This is a genomic window from Arthrobacter sp. SIMBA_036 (assembly GCF_046535135.1).
GTDB lineage: Bacteria > Actinomycetota > Actinomycetes > Actinomycetales > Micrococcaceae > Arthrobacter.
This window is the reverse complement of the sequence record NZ_JAWRXG010000001.1, coordinates 351,920-378,721: the sequence shown is the minus strand read 5'-3', so window position 1 is coordinate 378,721 and position 26,802 is coordinate 351,920. Positions and strand designations below refer to the sequence as shown.

Below are 26,802 nucleotides of genomic sequence, written 5' to 3'. Positions count from 1 at the left end.
TTCCAGATTTGGTGGAAGATGTAGGTAGACGCAGCCGGAGACGGCTTGGGGCGAATAACCAATGCATGCGGAGCTGGGGAGCATCCGAATGAAGTGGGGATTCCTCGGTGGACACGCGCAATCGCAGTGTTCTTCAGCATGGTTTGGCGTTTTTTGCCGTCGCCGGTCGCTCAAGAACCTCTCAACACAACTCTGAGTCCTCTGCCGTTGCGGGGACACCAAGCCGACGCAGGCAGAACAAAGTCACGGTGTTCGTAGCTACCGCCAGTCTTGCGACGGCAGCGCTCACGGGAGTGCTCACGGCACCGGCTGCCTTGGCTGACCAAGCCCGCCAAACGGTGGCGGTGGGGCTAACGGAAGCTGCCGGGACGATCGTGGATCCGAAGGGTCGGATTTGGGTTTCCGATACCCGTGCAGGATTCTGCCGTGTGACCGAGGCCTCCGGAAGCACTGCCGGCGGTTTAGAAGCCGCCACCTGCCTGGGCGGAACCTTGGCAGGACATAAAGATGGACCCGCCCGAGCAGGGGCGCCCGCCATGATTGATCCTTCGCCCGGGAGCCCCAACAGTGGCGATGAGATCGCGTTCATTCCGGATGCCGCCGTCGGAAGTTCCGACGTCGTGCGTGCTGGGTGGAATCCTGCCAGCGGCGTTTTCGACTACAACGGCGCCCTGACCATCTTCGATGGCGACCTCCGACCAAACGCTGCCAGCGACGGTCCGGATGGCAACATTTACCTGTCATTTGCTAATGCCCGCTCGATCGTGAAGGTTGTGGATCCCACATCGGAAAACCCGAGCATCGAGTCGATCGCTTCAGTCCAGTCAAGCTCTCTCGGCCTGGCAGCCACACACCGCAACAGCGCGGGCAACGTTGTGGTGTATATCGCCGAAACCTCAGGCCTCACGGTCTTCACGGCGCCGGATGACGGTGTTCTGGCAAACGTTATTCCGGCGCCGCTCTACAACGTGGGCAAGCCGACCGCCATCTACTACGACTGGCAATCGCCCCTGGTCCTCTACACCGGAACCAGCAACGGGACCAGTACAGCCGATGCAGGCAAGGACACGATCTCGCGCATCGACCTGAGTAATGACCAGGTCAACAACCAATGGGCGCTGGGCTTCAGCATGATCGGTGGGCTGTCAATGCGGGACGGCAACTTACTGGTTACAGATGACCCGGGCCAGCTCGATCCAGCCAAACCGACGCAACAAGGCAGGCTCTTTTCGTTGGGCGGGGTGGTTCCCTCCATCGTCAGCGGACCTACAGCCGCTAGCGGTGCCGCTGCCCCCAACCCGGCCTTCACCAACGACTCGACGCCGACTTTCACCGTGGCGTCCACACCGCCAGGGGGCGCCCTGGATTGCAGCCTGCAGCTCAGCACCGCAGCGCCTGTGTGGCAGAGCTGCACGAATGGCACCTTCACTCCTGCTGCGGCACTGGCAAACGGGGCGTACACCTTCTCTGTCCGCGCTGCGCCGTCAGGGACTCCGGTCTCCCGGGCATTCACGGTGGACCTCACCGCACCCAATGCACCGGTCATCACCTCGCCTGCTGCTGGAGCGACGGTGAACGGCTCTCCAGTACTGAGAGTCACCACTGATCCTGGCTCTGTCCTGTCCTGCTCGGTGGACTCGACCACGAGCTTCACGGCTTGCAGCGATGGCCAAACGTTGAACCTGACTACTGCGGGCCAGCACGTCATTAGGGTCCGGGCCACCGACATGGCGGGGAACGTCAGCACCGTGGCGTCCGTGACAGTAACCGCTGACCTTACTCCGCCTGCGGTATCAATAGATTCACCCGCCGAAGGCGCGACCGTCGGTGCAACGCCGTCGTTCGCTTTCTCCTCGACGTCCACGGACGTAGCGGGTTATCGATGCAAGCTTGGTTCCAACGCTTTCACGGCCTGTACCTCGCCTAAGTCGTACGACAACGTGCCCAACGGGCCGGCCACGTTCACCGTCGAAGCTGCGGACACAGCCGGAAACACCTCCACTGCCACCCGGAATGTGACCGTGGCGGTACAAGACACCGTCCCACCACTCATCACCGCTGTACCAGCTGGCGGAACATACGGCGGCAACCAGTCCATCGTCCTCAACGCCAATGAACCGGCGACGATCCACTTCACAACGGACGGCACGACGCCGACGACGTCGAGCCCGGTCTACTCGGGGCCGATTCCGATGGCGTCCATGACCCTGCAGTATCTTGGCCAAGACACGGCCGGGAATACGTCAGCGGTAGCCAGCCAAACCTACGTCCTCGACAACACGGCTCCCACCTTGACGGTTGCTCCAGCTCCCGGCGCATACGCATCCGGGCAGTTGGTCACCATGTCCTCCACGGAGGCGGGGCGTATCCTCTACACAACCGACGGCACAACCCCAGGCACAGCCGCCGGCGGAAGTACCAAGGCCTACACGGCTCCGTTCGCCTTAACCGGCAACACCACCGTCAAGGCACTGGCAATCGACAACTACGGAAACGCCTCTGCCATCACCACCAACGCGTATACCGTCCTCGATACCACCCCACCGGTCGTCACCGTGACGCCGCCGGCGGGTGCGTACCCTGCCAACCAACAGATCACGCTTACCTCCAACGAGGCCGGATCCAGTATCTATTTCACGACCAACGGCACTACCCCCACCGCCACCGCGGCGAACAAGTACTCGACGCCCATCGTCCTGACAGCGGCGATGACCTTGAAGTACTTTGCCGTCGACGCGTCGAACAACAGTTCGGCCGTCCTCACACAGGCGTACACGGTGCAAGCGCCCCAGGTCGCCACGTGGAAGGACTTCACCGGGGACGCAAAGAACGACGTCGTTGCCCGCGATAACAGCGGGACCCTCTGGCTCTACCCCGGCAGTGGGACGGGCGGGTGGCTGACGCAGCGATCGATGGGCACCGGCTGGAATACGCTGAACCTCATTGTTCCCACCAAGGACTTCAACGGTGACGGGCGCAGCGACATCCTGGCACGTGATACCAGCGGCGTCTTGTGGTTGTACCCCGGAAACGGAGCAGGAGGGCTGCAGACACGAGTGCAGGCCGGAACCGGCTGGACCGCAATGACCATGGTTGTGGCACCGGGTGACTTCAACGGCGACGGCAAGAGCGACCTTCTGGCAAGGGATTCCTCCGGAGTCCTCTGGCTGTACGCCGGGAACGGGACGGGCGGCTTCTCTTCCGTGACCCAAGCGGGGACCGGTTGGAACTCGATGACGGCCATCCTCAGCACGGGGGACTTCAACGGCGACGGCAAGACGGACGTCCTCGCCCGGGATACAACGGGAATCCTGTGGCTCTATCCGGGTAACGGAAAGGGTGGATGGCTCGCAAGAGTCCAGGTTGGAAGCGGCTGGAGCGCAATGACCGCAATCGTTGGGCCCGGCGACTTCAATGGCGACGGAAAGAACGATGTCTTGGCCCGTGACGGCAGTGGAAACCTGTTCCTTTACCCAGGCAACGGAACCTCAGGCTGGTTGCCACGAAGCCAAGTGGGATGGGGCTGGGGAGGGTTCACCTCGCTCCCCTAGGTACGCAGCAAAAAGGGAAGGGTCCGAGCGCCGTGGCGCTCGGACCCTTCCCCGTAAGCAAGTTCCTGCTGCAGTCTCTTTAACTGCGGCTTAACTGCGGCCCGCCTGTTGGAACCCGCTAGGCTCGTTCACGCAAGGGATGCATGCTTGGCGTATTGGGACTCGCTTGGATATCCAACTGCAGGGATACCAAAAGCATTTGGACGCCCAGCACAAAGGGCACCACAGCCAACATCACCGACCCTGCCGTCGGAGATCCAACGCTCGCAGCGAGAACCCATGCGCCAACAACGAGGCCCATGACGATGAGAACGAGCCCGGCAATCAGCAAAAGGGCCACGGCCGAGAAGGACCAGACCATGTACTTCCACCACACCCGGCGCCAGAAACCACCGAAAAGCATCGCGAGCAGCTCGGGAATAACCTTACGGAGCTTGATGCTCGAGACCTCATTGCCGTAAACAGCAGGAATCGGGACATCGACAATCGGGACATCGAGGATGTTCAGGTGAATCAGCAAGTCGTTCTCGAAAGAGTAACGCGCTGCTACTTTGTTCATCGGCAAACGGCGCAGAACTTCGGTCCGAATTGCGGTGTAGCCATTCTGGGGATCGAAGATGTGCCAGTAACCGGATGCCAGCTTGGTCATGAATGACAACACGATGTTTCCGAAGATCCGGTAGCCCGGCATGCCTGCAAAGGACTCACCGGAGAAGAAGCGGTTTGCCTTAGCGAAGCCGTACCCTTCCACCACCGGATCCAGAAGCTGGGGAAGGTACTCAGGGTCCATCTGCGCATCGCCGGCCATGACCACGTTGATGTCCGAGCCCAGTTCCATTGCCGCTTTGTGTGCGGTCAGAACCGCGCCACCGACACCCTGATTGACTTCATGCCGGATCAGGGTCACCCTTCCGTCGTCTGCGCGCATCGCGGCTCCGGACGTATCATCTGGGCTGCAATCATCAACAATGACAATGTCATCGACGAAATCAGGCATCGTTTCGATGACTTGCGCGATGTGGTTTTCTTCTTTGTAGGCCGGTACTACCGCGGCAATTCGAACGCCTCGATACATCGATTATCCTTCGCTGCTGTTAGGGGTGAGTTTGGATGCCGGCGAGCCCGTGCCCGACGCGCCGTCTGACTGTTCGTGGGCGCTCTTCGGCTGCTTCTTTTGCGGAAATATCCAGTGCTTATAGATGAAGTAGTTCCATCCCATGGTCACGATCGTCGCCACCACTTTACCGGCAACGAATCCGAGGCCCATGAACTGGAACAGTTGAACGATGCCCATGACGGCTACGGTATTGAAAGCCAGGAGACCCGAGTACCGGAGGACTCCACCGAGTGCAGTTCCACCGCCACCGAAGGCAAAGTATCGCTGGAGGAAGTAATTGAAGAAGAAGCTCCCCCAGAAGCCAGCTCCGGTGGCCAACCAAAGGGGCCACCCGAACACTTGGAAGCAGAGCGTCAAGAGCCCAAGGTCCAAGAGGAAACTCAAGCCGCCGATCACCAGGAACCTGAAGAGACTCGAGGAAAGAAAGTTGGTAATGAAAGTCTTCATGCCTAGCAAATCCTTCCGAGTGGAGCAATGCCATCGGGGTTCTTGTTCTCCAGGATCCCGGCAACTCCATCCATCTGCACGCGATCCTTTGCATCGGCGTCGAATGCAGTCTTGCCGCCTGGCAGCTTGGACCAGTCGATCTTGTATAACGCAGCGTTGCCCTCGCGCACCACGAGATTCAGATAGGGGATGGATTGCGGGTGGGTCAACCCTGCTTTGGGTTCGTCCCATGCCCGAATCCGACCATCGGCAATATAGACCCATTCGATTCCAAGTTCGGACGCCGCTGCGCGGGCTTGGGGATCCGTGGCCAGTTCCGGAAGCTTTTGGAGGACCAAGAGTTGACGGTTGGTGGGCAGGATCTCGAAGTGCCGGATCATTGGCATACGGTTACCCAGCGCGTACATCCAGACCGACCCATCACAGGAATCATTCAGGACGGTGGCGTCTTGCGGCACATACTGGCCGATCCTGGTCAGCAGATCCACTTCCGAAGAACTCAACGTAGCGCCGCTGACCTTGGTGTTGATGTTGATGCGTTCCGCGTTCTGTTTGAAGTACGGGACGGCGGCAATGCCGGTCACCAACAGCACCGCTGCGGCCGCGCCAGCGACGACGGCGTGACTCGGCCGCCGTCGTGAACCTTCACCAGCTTCGGGAGTCGAGCGGCGACGGCTTCGAATCCTCCAGACAATCCACTCAACGGCTTCCGCCACTTGGGCAATGCCCAGCCCGGCCAGCGGTACCAACAGCATGACCAGGATCCCGAAAACGCGCCATTGGTCATCGTAGAAAGGAGCCGTCAAGGTCAAGAAACGGGGGTTGTTGCTACCCATCGTGTAGACGGACAGGAATGCGAATGCGAGAACGGGACCGAAATACCACCACATGCGGATCCGGACTATCGCGGCGAGGCAACCGATAGCTACAAATGCCGTGAGAATCGGCATGGCCATGGAACCGTGGTTCAGGAAAATGATGTTCTGAATGGCACCGTTGCGATCAGTGTCCGCCGCCCACACCTGCTTGGAGACACGGGCGGATTCCCCCAGCATCTCCGCGATGATCGGCCACCCGATGATGGCCGCGAGCACACCGGAAACGGCCAGGTAGACGACAATGCCCAGAATCCTGCCCCGTCGGCGCACCAGGGCGGCCAGCAACCAGAAGAACAGCACGGGAAGGACAACGAACGCGAGCGAGGGATGCACGGCGATCAGGCCCACAGCTCCGAATGCGATGCCAGGCACCCAAAACTTCTGACGTTCCAACGCGCCCTTCACCGCGAGGAGCACGAACGGTCCAACCAATACCATGCCGGCGAAAAAGGGAATAAGGGGGCCGCGCCACAGCAAGTCGTACGGGTACACGGTGAACCAGCCGGATACAGCTGCCGCCGCCGCGACGGCAAAGGGCCTGCGGGTTACCACCATCGTCAGGGCCATGGTGCTCAGTGGCAACTGCACGGCCATCATCACCATGACGAACACGTTGAGGAAGACCGGGATACTTACGTTGCTCAGCGGCCAAAACAGGCTCAGAACAGCGTGGAAAGCTATAGGGTAACTCCGAATGGGAGCATCAGCGATGGAGGTGTCGTAATAAGCGAAATTGCCGGCAACACTCGGGTCCCACTCATGGTTTACCGATATCAACCGGATCATGTTTGCGTGCCAAGGAATATCCCAGTCCTGGTTAATCCCCAGGAGGCCCTCTGTCCCGACTGTCCAGGAAACGCCTGCCACCACGCCTCCGGCGACGAGGCCCGCCAGCAGTATCCACCAAGATCCAGCCATACGCTGCTTCCCGAAAATGCTCGCTCGAGCCGCTCCGGGCCGACCGAACTTATCGGGGAAGTATCGACGCAACAGCATGCGTCCGGCGAAGAGAACAGCGCACAAAACAAGCAGGACCGCCACCACCGGGAGCAACTGCCAGCTCATTCCTACCGAGTGCCCCAGCACTCCAATAACTGACAAGACTCCCATGCCAAGCAAGGGTGCCACCACGGGCAAGAGGATGCGCCGGACACCAAGCGCCTCCCCGAGGAGCCAACCGGGACCCCACCACAACAGGACGATCAGCAGTACACACAACAGCAGGGGGCCGATACCCATTCCCACGATCGCCTTTCTTAGATGCTTACACCAGCCATCCGTTGACAGACGACTCTTGCATTTGAATACCGGTTAGTTGCGTTCCCGAAGCCAGGCCACAGCCTGGTCTGCGGGACCTTCGAACTGGACAGTGCCGGAGGAAAGAACCACTCCCCTGTCGCAGATCCGCGAGATCATATCCAGGTCGTGGCTAACCACCACCAACGTCCGTCCCTCATCAGAGAGCTGCTTGATCTTGGCCAAACACTTCTTCTGGAAGGGTTCGTCGCCAACAGCAAGGATCTCGTCGACGAGAAAGATATCGGGTTGCGTATGGACCGCGACTGCGAAGGCCAAACGAAGGAACATTCCAGAGGAATAGAACTTCACCTCCGTATCGATGAACTGCTCGATCTCGGAGAAAGCAACGATGTCGTCAAATTTCTCGTTGATCTCCTGTTCGGACATCCCAAGGATCGCGGCGTTGAGATAGACGTTCTCCCTACCCGACAGGTCGGGGTGGAAGCCGGCTCCGACCTCGATCAAGCCCGCTACGCGACCTTTGGTTCGCACTGTTCCCTTATCCGGCAGGATGACTCCGGAGATGAGCTTCAGGAGTGTGGACTTCCCCGAGCCGTTGAAGCCCAACAAGGCCACGGTTTCGCCCGGCTGAATCTCGAAGCTCACGTCATGGAGGGCGTCAAACCTCTTGGTGAGATCTCCTTTTCGGCCTTTCGCGAGCCAAACAAGCGTCTCTTTCATGGAATGGGAGTGTCGGAGGTTGAAGGTCTTCTTCAAACCTTTGACTATCACTGCGGCGCCCATCTAGACCTCCTGCGCAAAGTGGCCCTCGAGCCGTCGGAACACGAGCTGACCGATGATAAGGAATACTGCCGCCATTCCCAGTCCCGCAAAGCCTGTCAGGAGAAGATGCGGCGGCAATTCCACCGGCCTGGTCACGGTGGGGTACCAGAATGCCCAGTGGAAAAGTTCCACCGCCACCGTGATGGGGTTGAGTTGGTAGACCGTCAGCACCCAAGGGGCTGCAAGACGGCGAATCATCGTCCAGTCGTACAGGACCGGGGAGGTCCATGTGACGATCATCATTAGCATGTCCACGATGTTCTCCGCATCACGGAAGAACACGTTGATGGCCCCGGCCAACAGACCGAGCCCCGTGGCCGTCACCGCCACGATGATAAAGCCCAAGACCGCTCCGAAGAGTTGCATCACGTCCGGGTGCCAGCCAGTGAGTAAGGCCGCTGCCATCAGGACCACCAATTGCGGGAGGAAGTGAACCGCTGCCACCCACACCGAGGCAACCGGGAAAAGCTCCCGGGGTAGATAGATCTTCTTGACCAGCGCCGCGTTCCAGACGATCGACCGCGTGGCGTTCGAGAATGCCTCGGTGAAGAAGTTGATGACGATAACACCGGAGAACATGTACAACGCGTAGTTGGGAATCTGGTCCCCTACCCGCAGGACTATGCCCAACGCGAAGAACAGGACCACATACTGAACCAGCGGCTTCACATAAGACCACGCCAAGCCCAGCACTGAACCGCGGTAGCGCACCCGGAGCTCTTTACGAACAATCAGCTTGAGCAAATAACGGCGGCGATAAACGTCAAGCAGCCCGGCGCCGACCCCGGGAACAGCATAAGTATCTGTGGAATTCGACATCGTTACTTAGCGGGCTCCGAGGCGTCAAAGGTCTTGCGCCATGACTCCATGGACGTGATCTCCGGAAGAGCCTCGCGGTACTGTGCCCGGAGCGTCTCCCAATTGGAGAAGAGCTGAGCATGAAGCTTGGCGGACTCAACCAACAGTTGACGTGCCACTTTGGGGTCGCGCAAATGCCAGGACGCCCCGGTGCCGTCAGCATTGGAAACAATTGCGCTGTCCAAGTGCGCCAGGCTCCACCATTTACCGTCCTGGTGGGCAACCTGGGCCTCCGGGTGTACCTTTGCGGAATCCCGCACAGGGGCGAGCGACTGCTTCAGTACGGTCTTCACTGCCCAAGGGAGCAGTCCAAGTGCGCCGGGTTGCTTGTAAGACTGTGGCTTCTTCGGCGGGCGCTTGCGGAACACCTCGGGGAAAGCCGCGGGGTCCGTCTTGACCTGCGAGTCAGGGAACTCGTCTCGCATGGCACGGAGTTTGGGCATCGTCGTCGGCAGTTGCTCGTGCAGCTTCCCTGGTCCGGCGAGGACGTCGCGAAGGGCCATGATCCGAGCCTGCTCAGGGTAATACTGCATCGATACCAAGTGCTTCACGTCGGTATTAACGCTTTCCCGCAGAATCCGGCCGCCCTTGGGGAACGGCGAATGCAGAAGGGTGGCGATCAAGCGGTTGCGCTCATGGTAATACGCCTGCCAGTCCACCGAATCGTCCTTGTCGGCCCACGAGACGTGCCATACTGCAGCACCCGGAAGAGTGACCGTGGGGAAGCCAGCGGCGCGTGCACGCAACGAATACTCGGCATCGTCCCACTTAATGAAGACAGGGAGCGAGAGTCCGATGGTCTCGACGACTGCCTTGGGGATCAGGCACATCCACCAGCCGTTGTAATCGGCGTCCCACCGGCGGTGCAGCTGGGGAGTGGAGCGGAGGCCCGCAGCGGAGAAGTCGTGGTTACCGAGGCCTTCGACCGGTCCCCACAGGAAGCGATAGAAATTAACAAGTTCAGAATATGCGTGAAGTACAGACTTGTTGTACATGTCAAACATATGTCCGCCCACGATTGTGGGCTTGCGGCAGAGGTCTGCGAAAGCTACTGCGCGCAGGACACCTTCGGTCTCAAGCTCGATGTCGTCGTCCAGCAGCATGACGTAGTCGCTTTTGTCCGACACGACCATCTCGTACATGTTGCGCGCGAAGCCACCGGATCCACCGAGGTTGCCCTGGTTGATCACTCGAAGCTGATCCCCCATGGACGCCGCGACGTCGTCGAATCCGTCCTCGGCGGCGACCTTCTTGTTGCCTTGGTCCACGATGATCAGCTCAGCCAGGATCTCACGGAGGCCGGCATCGCCATCAATGGCCTTGATTGTTTCGAGGCAGTAGTCAGCGCGGTTGAACGTTGTGACTCCGAGCGTTACCCGACCTTGTGCGCGGCCTTCGTCGGGAACAGCCCAGTGTGCGCTCTTCAGGGTCATCCCGTCGCCCCCGGCGATCAGGTCAAACCAGTACCAGCCGCCGTCGCCGAACGGAGCGAGCGTCAGCTCGAAGTCATTGACGGCTGAGCCATCAACCAACACGGAGTCAACACGCTGGGCAGCACCGCGGGCATTCGAACGGTAAACGATAACCGTTCCTTCACCCTCTGTTTCCAGGTGAAGCACCGTCTTGGTTGCGATGGTCCATTTGCGCCAGTAGCTGGCCGGGAAAGCGTTGAAATAGGAACCGAAGGAGAGCCGCTCACCGCGCCTGACCTGGACCGAACCGCGGCCCAGGATGTCTTCGGGGTGCAATTTGCGCTCAATGCCGACAGCCTGAACGACGGCGCCGCTGTCACCTTCTTTGCGTACCTTGCTGGTATCAGGGTCGACATACAGCGGCAGCGTGTCCAAGTCGCGGTTAGCCGGAAAGACGACCCGCTGAACGATCCGCAGGCTCTCTTCGGTCAGTACTGAGACATCCTGGGAGGTTTCAGCCGTCACAGCAGTCTCCTGGCCTTCATTTTTTGTCGTGGTCACGCGTCCACTCCACCGCTCTCAAGCTTGGCGCCGCCCGTGAAGTGCGGCTTGATCTTGTTGTCGAACATGGACAGCGCAGACCCGATGGCCATGTGCATGTCAAGGTATTTGTAAGTTCCGAGTCGACCACCAAAGAGGACCGACTTCTCCCCACGAGCCAAATCCCGGTAGGCGAGCAGCTTTTGCCGGTCGTCGCTGGTATTCACCGGGTAATACGGCTCGTCGCCCTTTTCGGCGAAGCGGGAAAACTCCCGCATGATGACCGTAGCGTCTTTGGTGTAGTCGCGTTCCGGATGGAAGTGCCGGAACTCGTGGATCCGTGTGTAAGCCGCATCGGCGTCGGGGTAGTTCATCACCGCACACCCCTGGAAGTCCTCGATGGGAACAACTTCCTCTTCGAGGTCGATGGTCCGCCAGGAAAGGTCGCCCTCAGCATAGTCAAAGTAGCGGTCCACAGGGCCGGTGTAGATCACGGGGACCTGGCCGAGGACCGAGGACCGGCCATATTCGCCGTCGTCGAAGAAGTCAGTGTTCAGGATCACCTCGATGTTTGGGTGATCCGCCATGCGTTCGATCCACGCGGTATAGCCGTCAACAGGCAGTCCCTCGTGCGTGTCGTTGAAATACCGGTTGTCGTAGTTGTAGCGGACCGGAAGGCGAGAGATGATCTCGGCCGGCAGATCCTTGGGATCCGTTTGCCACTGCTTCCCCGTGTAGTGCTTGATAAACGCCTCATACAAGGGGCGGCCGATCAGTTGAATCCCCTTGTCATTCAGGTTCTGGGGATCCGTCCCCGCCAGTTCGCCTGCCTGCTCGGCAATCAGGGCCTTGGCTTCGGTCGGGCTCATGGCAGAGCGGAAGAACTGGTTGATGGTGCCCAGGTTGATGGGCATCGGGTACACCTCGCCCTTGTGGCTGGTGTAAACCTTGTGCTGGTAGCTCGTGAACTGGGTAAATCGGTTGACGTATTCCCAAACCCGTTCGTTCGAGGTGTGGAAGAGGTGCGCACCATAGCGGTGGACCTCAATTCCCGTCTTCTCTTCGTTTTCGCTGTAGGCGTTTCCTCCAATGTGGTGGCGGCGGTCAAGCACCGCGACCTTCAGCCCCAACTCGGTAGCGGCGCGTTCTGCGATGGTCAGGCCGAAGAAACCCGAGCCGACGACGACGAGATCAGCGTTCACAAACTCTCCTGTGTATTGGCGTGCGGGCACACAAAATGCCCACGTCTACTGCTCAAGGCTACCCGACGTTCCAGCGGTTCCCCGATTCGAGGGGCCCGGACTCGGCGTGACTTGGAACCGAAAAGGGAACGGGAGGCCTGGCCCGTGGCCAAGCCTCCCGCTCCCGGTTTTGTGCAAAACTTTGCAACTAGAGCGTGACGACAGCCCCAGTGCTCGCCGACTGAAGAACAGCCTCGGCGACGCGAAGTGTCTCCAAGCCCTCTGCCATTGTGACGATGTTCATGGACTTTCCGAGGACTGCGTCCCGGAAGGCTTCGTGTTCCATCTTCAGGGGTTCGCGTTTGGCCAGCGCGAACCTCGTCGAAGAACCTTCGGACACACCCCTGAACGCTGCGACAGAGTCCCAGTCAGTCTGGAACGTTCCGTTCTCGACGAACGTCAAATCCGCTGAAATGGTGTCCGCGATGTACGCCCCACGCTCGCCAAGCACCACGGTGGTCCGCTCTTTCATAGGCGACAACCAGTTCACGATGTGGTTGGTCACCACGCCACTGCGGAGATGGCCGATAGCGGTGACCATGTCCTCATGTTCGCGGCCGCTCCTGCATGTGGTATGCGCAACGACGTTGACGAAGTTGCTCTGTGCCAACCACGCTGTGAGATCAATGTCGTGCGTCGCCAAATCCTTAACGACCCCGACGTCGGCGATCCGGGCGGGGAAAGGGCCTTGACGACGGGTCGAGATTTGGTAGACCTCTCCCAGATCGCCATTACCAAGCCGTTCGCGGAGGCTCTGCAGAGACGGGTTGAACCGCTCAATGTGCCCCACCGCTCCAATCAGGCCTCGTGAGTCGAAGGCTTCGGCGATACGACGACCGGATTCCGAGTCGTTGGCGATCGGCTTTTCCACGAGGCAATGGATGCCCGCTTCGGCCAACTGCAAAGCAACCTCTTCGTGAAGGATCGTCGGCACGGCTGCCACGGCCATGTCGATGCCCTGCGCGATCAACTGTTCGACGGAACTGCAAACCTCCAGCCCGTCAGCGACGTTGTGTGGATCGCCGAAGGAATCCGCCACGGCAACCAGGTCGACCCCATCAAGCTCCCGGATAACGCGGGCATGGTGGCGGCCCATCATGCCCAGACCGATGAGTCCGGCACGCAAATTCGCCACTAGCTGCCTGCCTTCGCGACTGCGTTGACCGCTGAAACGATTCGTTCTAGATCATCTTGGCTCAGTGACGGATGGACTGGAATCGAGAGGACACTGGCGGCGGCGTCCTCCGTGACGGGCAGATCGTCCGAGGTTTGGAATGGGGCGAGGCGGTGATTGGGGATCGGGTAATAAACGCCGCAGCCGACCATGTACTCCTCGCGCAGGGCCTTGGCGAACCCGTCGCGATCGTCACCAATGCGAATGGTGTACTGGTGGTAGACGTGCTCGTAGCCCTCGGCGACCTTCGGAGTGATGACACCTTCAAGGTTGGCGTCGAAAAAGGCCGCGTTCTCCTGGCGGGTCTTCGTCCACGCCTCGACCTTGGTCAACTGCACCCGACCGATAGCTGCATGGATGTTGGTCATGCGGCAGTTGAATCCAACAAGTTCGTTTTCATACTGGCGCTCCATGCCTTGGTTGCGGAGCAGGCGCAAGCGACGCTCGACGTCGGCCAAGCCAGTGCTGACCATGCCGCCCTCGCCCGAAGTCATGTTCTTCGTGGGGTAGAGGCTGAACATGGCAAAGTCACCGAACGTACCCACCTTGCGGCCGTTGACGGCAGCACCGTGCGCCTGCGCAGCGTCCTCAAAAACCTTGACGTTGTGCTTGGCAGCGACCGCCCCAATGGCATCGACGTCGAACGGATGGCCGTAGAGGTGAACGGGCATGATTGCCGCGGTACGGTCAGTGATTTTCGACTCGACCGAAGCCGGATCGAGAGTGTAGTAGTCGGCATCGACGTCGGCGAATACCGGGGTCGCCCCGGTCAGTGCGACGGAGTTGGCTGTCGCGGCAAACGTGAACGAGGGAACAATAACTTCATCTCCGGGGCCGATCCCGGCTGCCAGCAGGCCAAGGTGCAGTCCCGAAGTGCCGGAGTTGACGGCCACGGCACCGCGGCCGTCAAGGAGAACCTGCGAGAATTCCTGTTCGAAGGATGCTACTTCCGTGCCTTGGGCGAGCTGGCCTGATGCCAAAACGGCGTCGACGGCTTGGCGTTCCTCCTCGCCGATAATGGGCTTAGCGGGGGGTATGAATTCTGGGCTCATGCCTGTACCTCTCGGAGAGTCTCGTTCTGTTCAACATATGTAGCGCCTGTTTCGGGGCAGACCCAGTTGTCGCCGTCTCGCTTCAGAGGAAAACCGGCCCTGCCGACCCAACCGACACGTTTGGCCGGGACGCCGACCATCAGGGCAAAATCGGGAACGTCCTTCGCGACGACGGCTCCGGCGGCCACTGTGGCCCACCGTCCAATCGTCACGGGTGCAACGCAAACGGCCCGGGCACCTATCGAGGCACCCTCCCGAATGGTGACCCCCACGGGTTCCCAATCGTGCGCGCTTTTCAAGGTGCCGTCCGGAGCGACGGCCCTGGGATAAGTATCGTTCGTCAGGACAACAGCCGGGCCTATGAAGACTCCAGCCTCCAGTTCCGCTGGCTCATAGACAAGGGCATAGTTCTGAACTTTGCAGTTATCCCCCATCTTGACCCCGGTACCAACGTAAGCGCCTCGTCCCACGATGCAGTTGACGCCCAATTCGGCCTGCTCGCGCACCTGGGCCAGGTGCCAAATCTTCGACCCATCGCCAATTACAGCCTGGTCTGAAACATCGGCACTCTCTGCAACCACTATCACCGGTGAAGGTCCTTCCTCATTGAGCACACGCGACAACGAGATTCATCTTAGCTGAGACCAGTCACCCGGGGGCGACGGAAGCGTGATCACGAAAGTTGTCCACATAGAGCGTGCACGGTAAACAAATCCGTTCATCGCACCAATAGCGTCAGGACAGGACGCCGACGGGCACGGAGGGAATGGCAGATGACTTTGGAATGCACGCTGGTAGTTGGACCAGGAGCTTCAGCTGCTCATGAGCCTGAGGAATTGTCTATATCCGTCCCCGACGGAACGCCCGGAACTGACGTCCAGTCGCTGTTGAAAGAAGCCCGAGGTAGCGGGCGGATCTACGTTGCAGGTGAAGACATCTCCCTGCTCACGGTCGGGCGTCCCCCCTTGGTGGCAGGTGCCGTACTGGTGGACGGATTTGTGCCAGGGCACGAGAACAGCCCGAAGTCTTCTCCCCTGCTTTTATTGGTTCACTCAGGTCCCGCTGCCGGCATGGTCTTTCCTCTTTACCGGGGCAGGTATCGGGTGGGCAGGGGCATTGGCAACATCACCGTACCTGATCCAAGAATGTCCCGTGAGCATGCCGTCATTGACGTCTCCAGCACCTCGGTAACCATCACTCGACGCGACAAGTCGACGCCGTTGCTGGTAAATGGACAGCCTGCCGGGCAAGCACGGCTTACCCCTGAGACTACGTTCCAGTGCGGTAGCACCCTTTTTAGTGTCATCACGGACAACGGGCCAACCCCCGGGCTTCCCAAGGAGGCCGGCCAGTCGGTAGAAACGCCAATCGAGGTTGCCCATGCCCCGGCATCACGCAACGTGCTCGCCGTGACCTTGGCTGCGGGAATGCCGCTGGTCATGGGCATTGGGCTGGCAGTCGTGTCGGGGATGTGGCTGTACTTAGGGCTCTCTGCCATGTCCGCTGCCAGTCTTTTGATCCCTATGTTCTCCGGTCTAAAGAGCCGACGGGAGTTCAAGGCAGCGTTGGCTGAGGGAGTAAAGGATGACACCCAGCGACGACGGCGGACGGCGCCATCTGCAGCGGGCATATTGGTCGCACTGCACTCCGAGCGGGGCCGTTGGAAAGCCGGGAGTGCGATGCCCGCGCAGCGTGGAAGGGGAACAACGGCCAACCAGAGTCGCGCTCTGCGTGGAAGCGTGGCTCAGGAATCCGCGGTGTGGGTACGGCTGGGTGTGCGGCATGCGCAGGCCAATGTCTGCTTGGTCCCGGGTGTTCGGCACTTCCAAGCTCCAACTATCGGATCCGCAGCACTTACCCTTGACCCGCGGCTTCCGTTAGTCATCCTTCGAGGGCGTTCGGAACATGTTGACGCCATGATTCGGTTCATCGTGATGCAGCTTGTTAGTTTTCAGGCATCTGCCTTGTCACCGATCATTCTCCTTGGGCCCGTGGACCGGCTACCGCTGCCCGCCCGATTCCTGCCCGGCACGTACCTTGCCGCCTCCCCGTCGGCGGCGCTGGCCACCCTCCACCGACTGCGCAACGGGGAAAGCGGGCATCTTATCCTTTTCGATGACGCCTCCCTGGAGGACAACCAGGGGCTTGCAACGCTTCTGGACAGCGCACACTTAGCAAAGTGGAGGGTCATTCGTGGCGGCAGTCCAAGCAGTTCCGACGTCCAATCCGCCGAAGGACCGGCCGTCATAGAAATCTCAACGTCAGGTATCTCGGCCACGTTGGATGCCGGTGGCCATCACCAAGCTTTCATTCCGGATCTGCTCCCCGGCGAAGTGTTCGATGGATTCTGCCGGATATCGGGCTTAACTAGCCAAGTACCGTCCCCCGCCGAAGACGGCATCCCCCGACGCTGTTCGTTGGTAGAGCTTCGTTCCTATGGGCAGCGGAGCATTCTTCGACGATGGGATGCCGTGGGCCTGCAGAAAAGGCTCCAAGCAGTTCTGGGATGGGGCATCGAAGGGCACATGGATTTCGATTTCGGCTTGGACGGTCCTCATCTCTTGGTAGCAGGGACCACGGGGTCGGGAAAATCCGAGCTGCTTCGATCCTTGGTGGTATCGCTGGCTCTGAACCATCCACCAGAACACGTTACGTTCTTGTTTTTCGATTTTAAGGGCGGGTCAGGTTTGCGTCCGCTGACCGGGCTGCCCCATTGCCTTGGCTTGCTCACCGATCTGTCTGAACATCAACTGGATCGGGCGCTGGTTTCCCTCCGGGCCGAGATCCGGTATCGGGAGGAGAGGTTCCAAGCGGTCGGCGCATCCGATCTGTCTGCCTATCAGCAGGCAAGGGTCCCTTCCAACGAATCAATCCCCCACCTCTTTGTTGTCATTGACGAATTTCGCATGCTTGTGGACGAGGCCCCCGGCGCTCTCCGCGAGCTCATGCGAGTCGCAACCGTTGGCCGGTCGCTCGGCATCCATTTAGTGATGGCCACCCAAAGACCGCAAGGTGCCTTGACTGCCGATATCCGAGCAAACGTGACATCAAGCATCGCTCTTCGCGTACAAACAGAAATGGAATCAGTAGACATTATCAATGCCAAGTCGGCCGCATTCATTAGTGTAGAATCCCCCGGTCGGGCCTATCTGGCCAGAGCGTCAAGCAGCCCCGTGGAATTTCAAACAGCGTCGTTGGCCGCTCAAATCGGAGACGAAACACCGCTGAATCCGCTGACATCGGGCGAACCTGCAGTCAAGAGTGCCGTCGAGTCACTGGAACAACCTCGGCAGCAGTCGAGAGGGCCTGCCGAAGAAGAGATGCTGCCGGATTCCGGCACCTATGCGGCCGTTTCGGCTATCAAGGAGGCTTGGGGCCGACTCGGTCGTGCTGACGCGAGACGACCCGTTCCGCCCCCGCTGCCCGTATCCGTGGAATGGCACGAGACGGTGAAATGGGACGACATCGTGGAATGGGGCGGCGTTTTGGACGGCCAACCGCGCCGGCTCGGTGATGTAGTAGAACCAAATGGCAGCTGGGTCGTCGGACCGCTAGGGCTGCTCGATTTGCCTAAGCGGCAGCGAGTTGAGCCTCTGCTATGGTCCCCACGTGGACACGGTCACCTCGCAATGATCGGAGGCGCTTCCAGCGGGATGCAGGCCTGCTTCATGGCAGCCGCGGCAATGGTTGCTACCCAGGAACCAAAACCACACCTCTATATCTTGGACGCGACGGGTATGGCTGCCGGTTCTGACCTCCCGGCGAACAGATCCGTCGCAGGTCTGCACCAAATGCCGTTGGCTGCGCGTATTCTGACGCTCCTCTCGGCGGAGATGGACCGCCGACGCACGGTGGCCCACGCGTCGCAAAACACGGCCCCGCTCGTACTGATCATTGCCGGATGGTGCTCATGGGTATCGGCACTGCGTGGCGGACCCTTTGCGTCGGCGGAGAGCACTGTGCACGACATCATCCGGGACGGCATCTCCTTGGGTATTACGGTTCTGATTTCGGGTGAACGTGAACTGGTCAGCGCGAGATTCATGGGCCTGATCAGCAACCGTGCGTACTTTCCGTTGGGTTCGAGCGAGGAGTCGAGGTACCACTGGCCGCGGCTGCCAAGCGTTGAGTCCATACCGGGACGCGCCGTCGTCTTTGGCGGCCTTGCGCCCGAGCAAGGGGCGGTCGCTCAGTTCCGTGCGTCTCCCGAGGAAGGACCGTGGCCGTACGGTTCAACCACCTCGACGAATCCGCCTTTTCGCGTCAGACCGATCCCCGAGTTCCTCACCGTGGAGGACTTTAGGGAGCGCTTCAAAGAAACTACCCAGCCGGAGGGAGCAATTCCGCCCTTGTGGATTGGAGTCGGTGGAGATGAGTGCTTGCCCGTTGCGCTCCCCCTCCCCGAGTCCGGAGTGAGTGCCATACTTGGGCCCCGGGGTTCAGGAAAGACTTCGATCCTGGAGACGCTCCGTGTTCTTAATCCCCGCCAAACATGGGTGTTCCCGAGTCATGGAACACCCTTGAGTGCATTTTGGATACAGGCAGCAGAGGCTTCTGAGGCTGGGCTCTTAGACCCACAAAGCGTGCTGCTTGTAGACGACGCCGACCTCTTGGACCTTGGTGGACAACGTGCCATCACTGCCCTGGCAGGGAATGTCCGCGGTATCGTCATGGCGGCAAGCTCAGGACCCACAGTGTTGCGACAGCTTCCCTTGGCAAGAGAGGTACAAGGGAGCGGCACCGGTATTGTCCTGACACCGAAGTCAGCCTTTGATGGAGACCCGTTAGGGGTCAGGCTGATCGTTGACGATCCAGCGCCGCGTGGCCGCGGTTTCTTGATCGAGGCGGCTGCAGCCACGCCATTTCAAGCTGCACTCGCGGCCAGTTCCCCGGACGGTTCCCGGCTTTCCCGTTGATCCGGTAATCCGTTGTCACCGGCTAGAGTGCGGCCGACGCTCCGGCAGTCTGAGAGGCATAAGCTATGACGTCCCTCCTGAAAAGAATAACGACAACTGCCAACGCGGGAATGGCCATAGCCGCGCCTTGCAGCACCAGGCCGCCGGTCATTGTCGGCACTCCGATGATGAGCACGAATAGCTGTGCCACAAGTGCGGCAGCGCGCGTCCAACGGTAGCCTCGGAACAGGAAGTGGCCCACGGCAAACAACCAGGCGGAGAACGCCAGCAGCAACGCTAAAGTAAAAACCGCTCCCCAAAATGTCAGTACAGGCGCTCCACTGAACAATTCGAACGCGTACCAAACAGCAGCTGCAAGAAGCGCTGTAGCTTCAAGGGCGACCACGACGGCGGCAAAAACCACGCCACGGGGTCGACGGCTTCGGTCCGCAGGACGAGCGGCGGCGGGCACGCGGGAGCCGGTCGAATCGCTTTTATCGGGATCCGACGACGGTTGGTCGGGGTTTGCAGGAGGTCTTGACACACTGGCACACTACCGGACATAGTCGTCTAGCAGTGAGGGCCTGGGCAACTGATGTGATGCATCGCTCACGGATTTCGGGCATTTCAACCACCAACACCCCTTGTTTACAAGGCGTTAACATGAAACGCTTGACTCAGACGACCAAGGGGGCCCATGCGGGCCCCTTTCCTTTGTAGCCTCTCGTGAAGTTTTTCACAAAAGGCTTTCCTAGTTCTCACGAATGGAGTGACTGATCAGCATGGATTGGCGTAATCGCGCAGCCTGCCTCGACAAGGACCCGGAGCTCTTCTTCCCAGTCGGCAATACCGGACCAGCACTTCTTCAGATCGAGGAAGCGAAAAGCGTATGCCGTCGCTGCCCCGTAGTTGACACGTGCCTGCAATGGGCGCTGGAATCCGGACAAGACGCCGGCGTCTGGGGTGGTATGAGCGAAGACGAACGCCGCGCCCTGAAGCGTCGCGCCGCCCGAGCACGTCGGGCCTCTTGAGGCCAGCTCACACCTCGGCATAAACGCTCAGCAAAATATCAAATATAAGGGCCGCGGACCGATTCGGTTCGCGGCCCTTATATTTGCCCATGCGGTCGAGCCTTCGCCGCGGCTCCATACCTCGCTCGCGGCGCTACGGCCGCGCCAGGTTGAGGACGATCTCCACGGCCGTTCCGCCTCCCTCGCGGTGCGACCACTTAATGGACCCACCGAGCTCACTTGTCACAAGGGTGCGGACGATTTGCAACCCCAAGCCCTCGTTGTACGGCCCGTCAGGAAGTCCCACGCCGTCGTCAGCGATGGTCACTGTCAGCAACTCGTCATTGCCCTCACCGTCGCTGCGGTCGGCCAGCAACCAGACTGTTCCCGTCCGCCCCTCCAACCCATGCTCGACGGCGTTGGTCACCAGTTCGTTGATCACGAGGGCAAGGGGTGTGGCGAAGTCGCTGGGCAACTCACCGAATTTGCCTGCTCGTTCTGTTCGCACATGCTGGGAGGGCGAGGCGACTTCGGCCGACAAGCGGAACTGCCGCCCGATCAACTCATCGAAATCGACGCTTTGGGTCAGTCCTTGGGACAAGGTTTCATGGACGAGCGCTATGGTAGCCACCCGGCGCATTGCCTGCTCCAGTCCTTGCTTGGCTTCGTCGCTGACCATCCTGCGTGACTGCATCCGCAAGAGTGCAGCCACGGTTTGGAGATTGTTCTTAACGCGGTGATGGATCTCCCTGATGGTGGCGTCCTTGGTAACCAGCTCCATTTCCCTGCGCCGTAGTTCCGAGACATCCCGGCACAGGACGAGGGCGCCGAAACGATGCTGCTCGTCCCGCAATGGAATGGCTCGCAGCGAAAGGCTGACGCCCCTGGACTCAATCTCACTTCGCCAAGGCATTCGACCAGTCACCACCAAGGGCAGGGTCTCGTCCACCATTCGCCGGTCTTTGAGTAGGCCCGCCGTAACTTCCGCGAGCGAGCGCCCTTCCAGCGACTCGACTTCGCCCAGCCGGCGGAACGCTGAAACGCCGTTCGGGCTCGCATACTGCACGACGCCCTCAGCATCGAGCCTGATCAGGCCATCACCAACACGGGGCGCTCCCCGGCGCGACCCCGTCGGGGAGGCAAAGTCCGGCCACAACCCCAAGGTCCCCATGCGCAACAGATCATAGGCGCACTGCCGGTAGGTCAGTTCTAGCCTGGAGGGCATGCGGGAACTGGACAGATCCATATGGGATGTGACGACTGCCAGGGTCCGTCCGTTGCGGACCATGGGCACCGCCTCAACCCGGAGCGCCATCTCGCTGCTCCAGTTGGTTTCGCTGGAACGCTCGATGGAGCGGCTGTTCCATGCTTTTTCCACGAGCGGCCGCAGATCGGAGCGAATGCCCTCACCCACGAAGTCCGCATGGAAGACCGTATGAGAGGTCGACGGACGAACGTGGGCGAGGGCAATATAGCCCAGCTCCGGGTGGGGAAACCAAAGTGCCAGGTCCGCAAAAGCCAGATCGGACACCATCTGCCAATCGCCCACAAGGAGGTGCAGCCATTCGGCATCGCCAGGCCCGAAATCAGCGTGTTCCCTGATGGGGTCTGTAAAGATTGCCACTGCACCTCCATTTGCGGCGCCGGGAAGTGTCCCTAGCGTCGAACGATTGACCTCAAGAGCCTTAATGCTACCGACAGTGATGCCATATCATCGGCCTCGAGGGCATTCACCTCGTCAAACATTGTCTTGGCGCGGCCGAGCTGCTCCGCGTTCTGTGCCTCCCAGGCCGTCAGCCGGTCCTCTGCGTTACTCCCCGGCTCTGTCGACTCCAGCACCGACGTCGTCATGTCTGCGACCGTTGAGTAGAGGTCGTCCCTGAGTGCAGCACGGGCCAGTGCCTGCCACCGATCATCGCGCGGCAAGGAGCTGATCCGCTCCAGCAAGGAGTCTGCGTGGAAACGGTTGAAGACCGTGTAGTACACGTGTGCGATGTCTTCCACGCCACCGGTCCCGCCTTGGGCAATCCGCGCAATGTCCAGGAGTGCGTAGCTCTCGAAGAGTTCCGCCCACCTGTGCGCCAGGTGTTCGGGCAGTTCCCAACTGCGTGCCTGCTCCAGCCACGCGCTGATCCTGACCTTGTCCTCGCCCCGCAGGTACTCGAGAAGCTTTGCCCGGAGGGGCGTCATCATGGGTTTGAAGGCGTTTACCACCTCGGCAATCGGCTGGGAGGTGACGCCTTGGCCCAGCACCCAGCGGACGGCCCGGTCTAGAAGCCGCCTGATATCAAGGTGGATTTCGCTCCAGTGTTCGGTTGGGAACGAAGCCGGTAGTGCATTCAGCTCAGCCACCATGGAGTCGAGCTCGTAGATTTCCCGCAGTGCTATGAACGCCTTGGCCACAGCTACTTCATTGGCTGAGGTTTCTTCGATGGCCCTGAACGCGAACGTGATTCCGCCGAGGTTGATGATGTCGTTGGCTACCACGGTGGCGATGATTTCCCGCCTCAAGGGGTGGGTGTCCAGCTCGGCGTCGAACCGTTCCCGCAGTTGCTTCGGGAAGTAGTTCCGGATAGTTTCCGCAAACCACGGATCGTCGGCGAGATTGCTGTCACGGAGGGCAGATCCCAGTTCGATCTTGGCGTAAGCGGCAAGCACCGAAAGCTCCGGGGAGGTCAGGCCCTGCCCCTGTTCCAGCCGCGCGCGAAGCGTCGCAGTAGTGGGCAGCGCTTCAAGCTCACGTTTGAGGTCAGCCGATTTTTCGAGCCAGTCCATGAGCCGTTCGTAGCTCGGGCTCCATTCCGCAACACGCGTGCGATCGTTGAGAAGCAGGATGTTTTGATCGATGTTGTCCTGCAGGACAAGGCGTCCAACCTCGTCGGTCATATCGGCCAGGAAGGAAGCCCGCTCCGACGGCTCAAGCTTGCCCGCAGCCACCATGCGGTCAATGAAGATCTTGATATTGACCTCGTGGTCCGAGCAATCCACACCGGCCGAGTTGTCAATAGCGTCGGTGTTGAGGATGACCCCCTGCAATGCCGCCTCAATGCGTCCGCGCTGGGTGAGTCCAAGGTTGCCACCTTCGCCAACCACTTTCACGCGAAGGTCCCGACCATCGACACGGATCGCATCGTTGGCTTTGTCGCCGACAACCGCATGCGTTTCGGTACTGGCCTTCACGTAAGTGCCAATACCGCCGTTGTAGAGCAAATCTGCGGGGGCAAGCAGGATCGCCCGGAGCAGCTCCGGAGGGCTGAGCTGGGTGGTCCCGTCCGGCAGTCCGAGCGCTTTCCGTACTTGGTCCGAGACTGGAATGGCTTTCGCCTGACGAGGGTAGACCCCGCCCCCTTCGCTGATAAGCGATCGGTCATAGTCGTCCCATGAGGATCGCGGCAGCTCAAAGAGCCTCTGCCTTTCAGTGAAGGACGTCGCCGCATCCGGAGCAGGATCCAGGAAGATATGGCGGTGGTCGAAAGCTGCCAAAAGCCGGATGTGCTTGGAAAGCAGCATGCCATTGCCAAAGACGTCGCCTGACATGTCGCCGACGCCTACAACCGTGAACTCTTCAGTCTGGGTATCGAGGTCCAATTCACTGAAGTGGCGCTTGACCGATTCCCAGGCACCACGAGCCGTGATTCCCATGGCCTTGTGGTCGTATCCGACCGATCCACCCGAAGCAAAAGCATCGCCTAGCCAGAACCCATATTCTGCCGCCAGCCCGTTAGCTGTGTCTGAGAACGTAGCGGTGCCCTTGTCTGCTGCCACCACAAGGTAGGAATCATCGCCGTCGTGGCGGACCACGTTCGACGGCGGTACGAGCCGTTCGCCGTCCGGCGACGCAACCAAGTTATCCGTTATATCCAGAAGACCACGGATGAAGGTCTTGTAACTCTCGATACCTTCAGCCATCCATGCCGCCCTGTCGACCGACGGGTTGGGCAACTTCTTGGCAAAGAATCCACCCTTGGCACCCGTGGGAACAATGACGGCGTTCTTTACAGTCTGCGCTTTGACCAAGCCGAGGATTTCGGTCCGGAAATCCTCACGCCGGTCCGACCAGCGGAGACCGCCCCGAGCCACCTTGCCGAAACGGAGATGGACGCCTTCGACCCGTGGGGAGTAGACCCAGATCTCGTACATCGGCCTCGGGAAGGGCAACCCGTCAATGGAGGTCGGGTCAAGTTTGAAGCTGACGTAGTCCTTGCCCTGGTAGTAGTTGGTGCGAAGCGTCGATTCAATGAGGTTGACGAAGGTCCTGAGGACACGGTCCGCGTCGAGGGTGGCCACTTGCTCGATTGACTCCGAAAGCCCTGCCCGTGCCGACGCCTGCTTCTCTTGGCGCTGGTCCTCCGCGATTGAGGGATCAAAGCGCGCAGCGAAGAGGGCGTTGAGCCCGCGCGCAACGTCCGGGTTAGCCAGAAGGGTATCTGCGATGAACCCAAAGGAGTTCGTGTTGCCCATCTGGCGCATGTATTTGGCGTACGCCCTGAGCACCACTACCTGACGCCAGTGCATAGCTTCCCGAAGCACCAGCTGATCAAACTTATCCGACTCCACCATCCCCGTAACGGCAGCACCAAAGGAATCGGCCAGCAGGTCGCCTGTGGTGAGCGGGTCGACGTCGGCCGGGTACTTCAGGCCCAGGTCGTACAGGAAGAAGTCCCGGTGGTCTGCGGTTTCAATTTCGAAAGGTCGCTCATCCAACACTTCCAAACCGAGATTGTGGAAGTAGGGCAGGATTTGGCTGAGGCTTTTAGGTTCCATCAGGTACAGCTTGACGCGGGCGTCTTCTTCCAGTGCCTCACCGGCACCCGAGGGCAGGTAGACGTGAACACCGGGTTTCAGTTCCCTCGGGTTCACACCTTCCTGGACTGCCTGCGCACCATACTTTTCAAAGCGTTCTATATCTTGCAGGGCATCTTCAACTTCGTAGTCAACCCGATACCCGGCGGGGAACGCTTCGGCCCAAAGACCGGACAAAGCCTCCGCCGTTTCACTCGGAAGGTTTTCCCGCAAAACCTCCGCGATGCCTTCGCTCCAGGACCGCGAAGCACGCATCAACCGATGTTCAAGCTCCTGCACGTTCACTTCTGCCAGTTCCGCTGCACGGGGCAACCTGATTCGGAAGAACACGCGGGCCAATGCTGACTCGGTTATACGAGCTTCATAGTCGATGCTCTCCGCCTGGAACGTTTCGCGGAGCTCCTGTTCAATCCGGAGGCGGACGCTTGTGGTGTAGCGGTCACGCGGCAGGTAGACGACGGCGGACATAAAGCGTCCGTAGATATCCGGCCGGAGGAACAGTTTGGTGCGGCGACGCTCCTGCAAGCGCTGAATTCCAGTCGCGGTTGCTGCCAGATCCGGAATCTCGATTTGGAACAGCTCGTCGCGCGGATACGTCTCCAGAATACCGAGCAGGTCCTTCCCTGAATGGGAATCGATAGGGAATCCGGCGTTGCGGAGGACGGCATCTACTTTGTCCCGGACGATCGGTATGCTTCGGACTGAACCGGTATAGGCGCTCGTGGCGAACAAGCCAATGAAACGGCGTTCCCCGTTCACGTTGCCCAAGGCGTCGAAGCTCTTGACACCTATGTAGTCCAAATAGGCCGGCCGGTGAACGGTGGATCGAGAGTTCGCTTTTGTGATGACCAAAGCGCGCTTTTCACGAGCACGTTTGCGACCCGCGTCCGTGAGGTGCTGGATCTGGCGGGTGTCGTCGCCCGTTCTAAGCAACCCAAGGCCGCTGTCCTCACGGAGTTCCAAGACGTCCTCGCCGTCGACATCAACGAGGTCGTATTCCCGGTATCCCAGAAAGGTGAAGTTACCTTTGTCCAGCCAGCGCAGAAGATCCTGCGCCTGGCGGAGCTCGGCAATCTGCTCTGGGTGGGATACCTTGTCCAGCGCTTCAGCGAGCTCAAGCGCCTTGCTGCGCATCTTCGGCCAATCCTCGACGGCGGTACGCACATCGCCCAGGACGCGCTGGAGACCGTCGATCAATTCCGCACGGGCCTCATCGCTTACCCGATCAATCTCGACCGATATCCATGACTCCATGTGCGGGACGTTGGTTGAGTCGCCGAGAAGATGCGCGATGCTGGGAAGTGCCGCAGTATCACCACTGGAAATTCCCACGTTTGACGGGACCCTGGAGATACTGCCGAGTTCCCCGGAAGCCTGGTCCCGGCTGACTACGAACAAGGGGTGCATCACTAATCGGATGGCACAGCCTTGACGGACTAGCTCGGCGTTGACGGAATCCACCAAGAACGGCATGTCGTCGGTGACGATGTACACCACGCTACGGTCCGCTTCGCTGTCGATCTGCACAAGCGCGTGACCGGGACGGCGGGACTGCGCAACCTGCCGGTGATGTGTCGCCCGTGATATCAGCTGCTCGGGCGAGTATCCGCGGGAGTCCTCCTCTGCGAGATGCTCATAATAGTCACCGAAGAACCCTTCACGGACAACTGCTGCATCGGACCGATCCTCCACGCTGGATCCTGACGACATCGACAAACGCCTCCATCACAAGTTGATTGCTG

At 60.0% G+C, this 26,802-nt stretch carries 16 protein-coding genes; 3 read left to right on the top strand and 13 right to left on the bottom strand.

The genetic code is table 11. The annotated features are described in order from the left end of the window. Positions 1-248: 248 nt before the first annotated feature. Entirely contained in the window at positions 249-3,551 is a 3,303-nt protein-coding gene (locus SB659_RS01740) for a chitobiase/beta-hexosaminidase C-terminal domain-containing protein (RefSeq protein ID WP_410549289.1), read from the top strand. A gap of 118 nt (positions 3,552-3,669) precedes the next feature. On the opposite strand, the gene SB659_RS01735 is transcribed toward SB659_RS01740, so the two are convergent. The 10 genes from SB659_RS01735 to SB659_RS01690 form a co-directional block, all read right to left on the bottom strand. After that, on the bottom strand, positions 3,670-4,626 hold the full coding sequence (locus SB659_RS01735) for a glycosyltransferase family 2 protein (RefSeq protein ID WP_284979734.1): 957 nt from the start codon (positions 4,624-4,626) through the stop codon (positions 3,670-3,672). Between the two features lie 3 nt (positions 4,627-4,629). Continuing rightward, entirely contained in the window at positions 4,630-5,115 is a 486-nt protein-coding gene (locus tag SB659_RS01730) for a GtrA family protein (RefSeq protein ID WP_284979735.1), read from the bottom strand. 2 nt (positions 5,116-5,117) lie between these two features. Beyond that, positions 5,118-7,232, bottom strand: a complete 2,115-nt coding sequence (locus tag SB659_RS01725; protein ID WP_284979736.1) for a DUF6541 family protein — start codon at positions 7,230-7,232, stop codon at positions 5,118-5,120. A 72-nt stretch (positions 7,233-7,304) separates the two neighbouring features. Further along, positions 7,305-8,036 carry an ABC transporter ATP-binding protein gene (locus SB659_RS01720; protein WP_284979737.1) on the bottom strand — a complete coding sequence of 244 codons (732 nt, stop codon included), beginning with the start codon at positions 8,034-8,036 and terminating at the stop codon, positions 7,305-7,307. Further along, entirely contained in the window at positions 8,037-8,894 is an 858-nt protein-coding gene (locus tag SB659_RS01715) for an ABC transporter permease (protein WP_284979738.1), read from the bottom strand. 2 nt (positions 8,895-8,896) lie between these two features. Next, positions 8,897-10,906: a glycosyltransferase gene (locus SB659_RS01710; protein ID WP_284979739.1), complete on the bottom strand. Its 2,010-nt coding sequence runs from the start codon at positions 10,904-10,906 to the stop codon at positions 8,897-8,899. Next, on the bottom strand, positions 10,903-12,087 hold the full coding sequence (glf, locus tag SB659_RS01705) for a UDP-galactopyranose mutase (RefSeq protein WP_284979740.1): 1,185 nt from the start codon (positions 12,085-12,087) through the stop codon (positions 10,903-10,905). Before glf ends, SB659_RS01710 begins: the two co-directional genes overlap by 4 nt. 187 nt (positions 12,088-12,274) lie before the next feature. After that, complete coding sequence (locus tag SB659_RS01700; protein WP_284979741.1) at positions 12,275-13,261, bottom strand: Gfo/Idh/MocA family protein; 987 nt, start codon at positions 13,259-13,261, stop codon at positions 12,275-12,277. After that, on the bottom strand, positions 13,261-14,352 hold the full coding sequence (locus tag SB659_RS01695) for a DegT/DnrJ/EryC1/StrS family aminotransferase (protein WP_284979742.1): 1,092 nt from the start codon (positions 14,350-14,352) through the stop codon (positions 13,261-13,263). Before SB659_RS01695 ends, SB659_RS01700 begins: the two co-directional genes overlap by 1 nt. Then, positions 14,349-14,966, bottom strand: coding sequence for an acyltransferase (locus tag SB659_RS01690; protein ID WP_410549288.1), 618 nt, complete (start codon positions 14,964-14,966; stop codon positions 14,349-14,351). Before SB659_RS01690 ends, SB659_RS01695 begins: the two co-directional genes overlap by 4 nt. 222 nt (positions 14,967-15,188) lie before the next feature. Between SB659_RS01690 and SB659_RS01685 the strand changes: the two genes are divergently transcribed. Beyond that, on the top strand, positions 15,189-19,268 hold the full coding sequence (locus SB659_RS01685; RefSeq protein WP_410549287.1) for an FtsK/SpoIIIE domain-containing protein: 4,080 nt from the start codon (positions 15,189-15,191) through the stop codon (positions 19,266-19,268). Positions 19,269-19,290: 22 nt separating this feature from the next. Here the strand turns inward: SB659_RS01685 and SB659_RS01680 are convergent, their stop codons facing one another. Further along, entirely contained in the window at positions 19,291-19,791 is a 501-nt protein-coding gene (locus tag SB659_RS01680) for a hypothetical protein (RefSeq protein WP_410549286.1), read from the bottom strand. A 238-nt stretch (positions 19,792-20,029) separates the two neighbouring features. Here SB659_RS01680 and SB659_RS01675 point away from each other — a divergent pair, with 238 nt between their 5' ends. Continuing rightward, complete coding sequence (locus tag SB659_RS01675) at positions 20,030-20,278, top strand: WhiB family transcriptional regulator (RefSeq protein ID WP_003804966.1); 249 nt, start codon at positions 20,030-20,032, stop codon at positions 20,276-20,278. Positions 20,279-20,411: 133 nt separating this feature from the next. On the opposite strand, the gene SB659_RS01670 is transcribed toward SB659_RS01675, so the two are convergent. Next, on the bottom strand, positions 20,412-21,881 hold the full coding sequence (locus SB659_RS01670; protein WP_284979746.1) for a sensor histidine kinase: 1,470 nt from the start codon (positions 21,879-21,881) through the stop codon (positions 20,412-20,414). Positions 21,882-21,913: 32 nt separating this feature from the next. Continuing rightward, entirely contained in the window at positions 21,914-26,770 is a 4,857-nt protein-coding gene (locus SB659_RS01665; RefSeq protein WP_410549285.1) for an NAD-glutamate dehydrogenase, read from the bottom strand. Positions 26,771-26,802: the final 32 nt, after the last annotated feature.

Excerpts from the sequence above, each read along its gene's own strand:
- SB659_RS01695 (WP_284979742.1), bottom strand. The coding sequence starts at position 14,352 with ATGAGCCCAGAATTCATACCCCCCGCTAAGCCCATTATCGGCGAGGAG.
- SB659_RS01725 (WP_284979736.1), bottom strand. The coding sequence starts at position 7,232 with ATGGGTATCGGCCCCCTGCTGTTGTGTGTACTGCTGATCGTCCTGTTG.
- SB659_RS01665 (WP_410549285.1), bottom strand. The coding sequence starts at position 26,770 with ATGTCGTCAGGATCCAGCGTGGAGGATCGGTCCGATGCAGCAGTTGTC.
- SB659_RS01735 (WP_284979734.1), bottom strand. The coding sequence starts at position 4,626 with ATGTATCGAGGCGTTCGAATTGCCGCGGTAGTACCGGCCTACAAAGAA.
- SB659_RS01715 (WP_284979738.1), bottom strand. The coding sequence starts at position 8,894 with ATGTCGAATTCCACAGATACTTATGCTGTTCCCGGGGTCGGCGCCGGG.
- SB659_RS01720 (WP_284979737.1), bottom strand. The coding sequence starts at position 8,036 with ATGGGCGCCGCAGTGATAGTCAAAGGTTTGAAGAAGACCTTCAACCTC.
- SB659_RS01675 (WP_003804966.1), top strand. The coding sequence starts at position 20,030 with ATGGATTGGCGTAATCGCGCAGCCTGCCTCGACAAGGACCCGGAGCTC.
- SB659_RS01730 (WP_284979735.1), bottom strand. The coding sequence starts at position 5,115 with ATGAAGACTTTCATTACCAACTTTCTTTCCTCGAGTCTCTTCAGGTTC.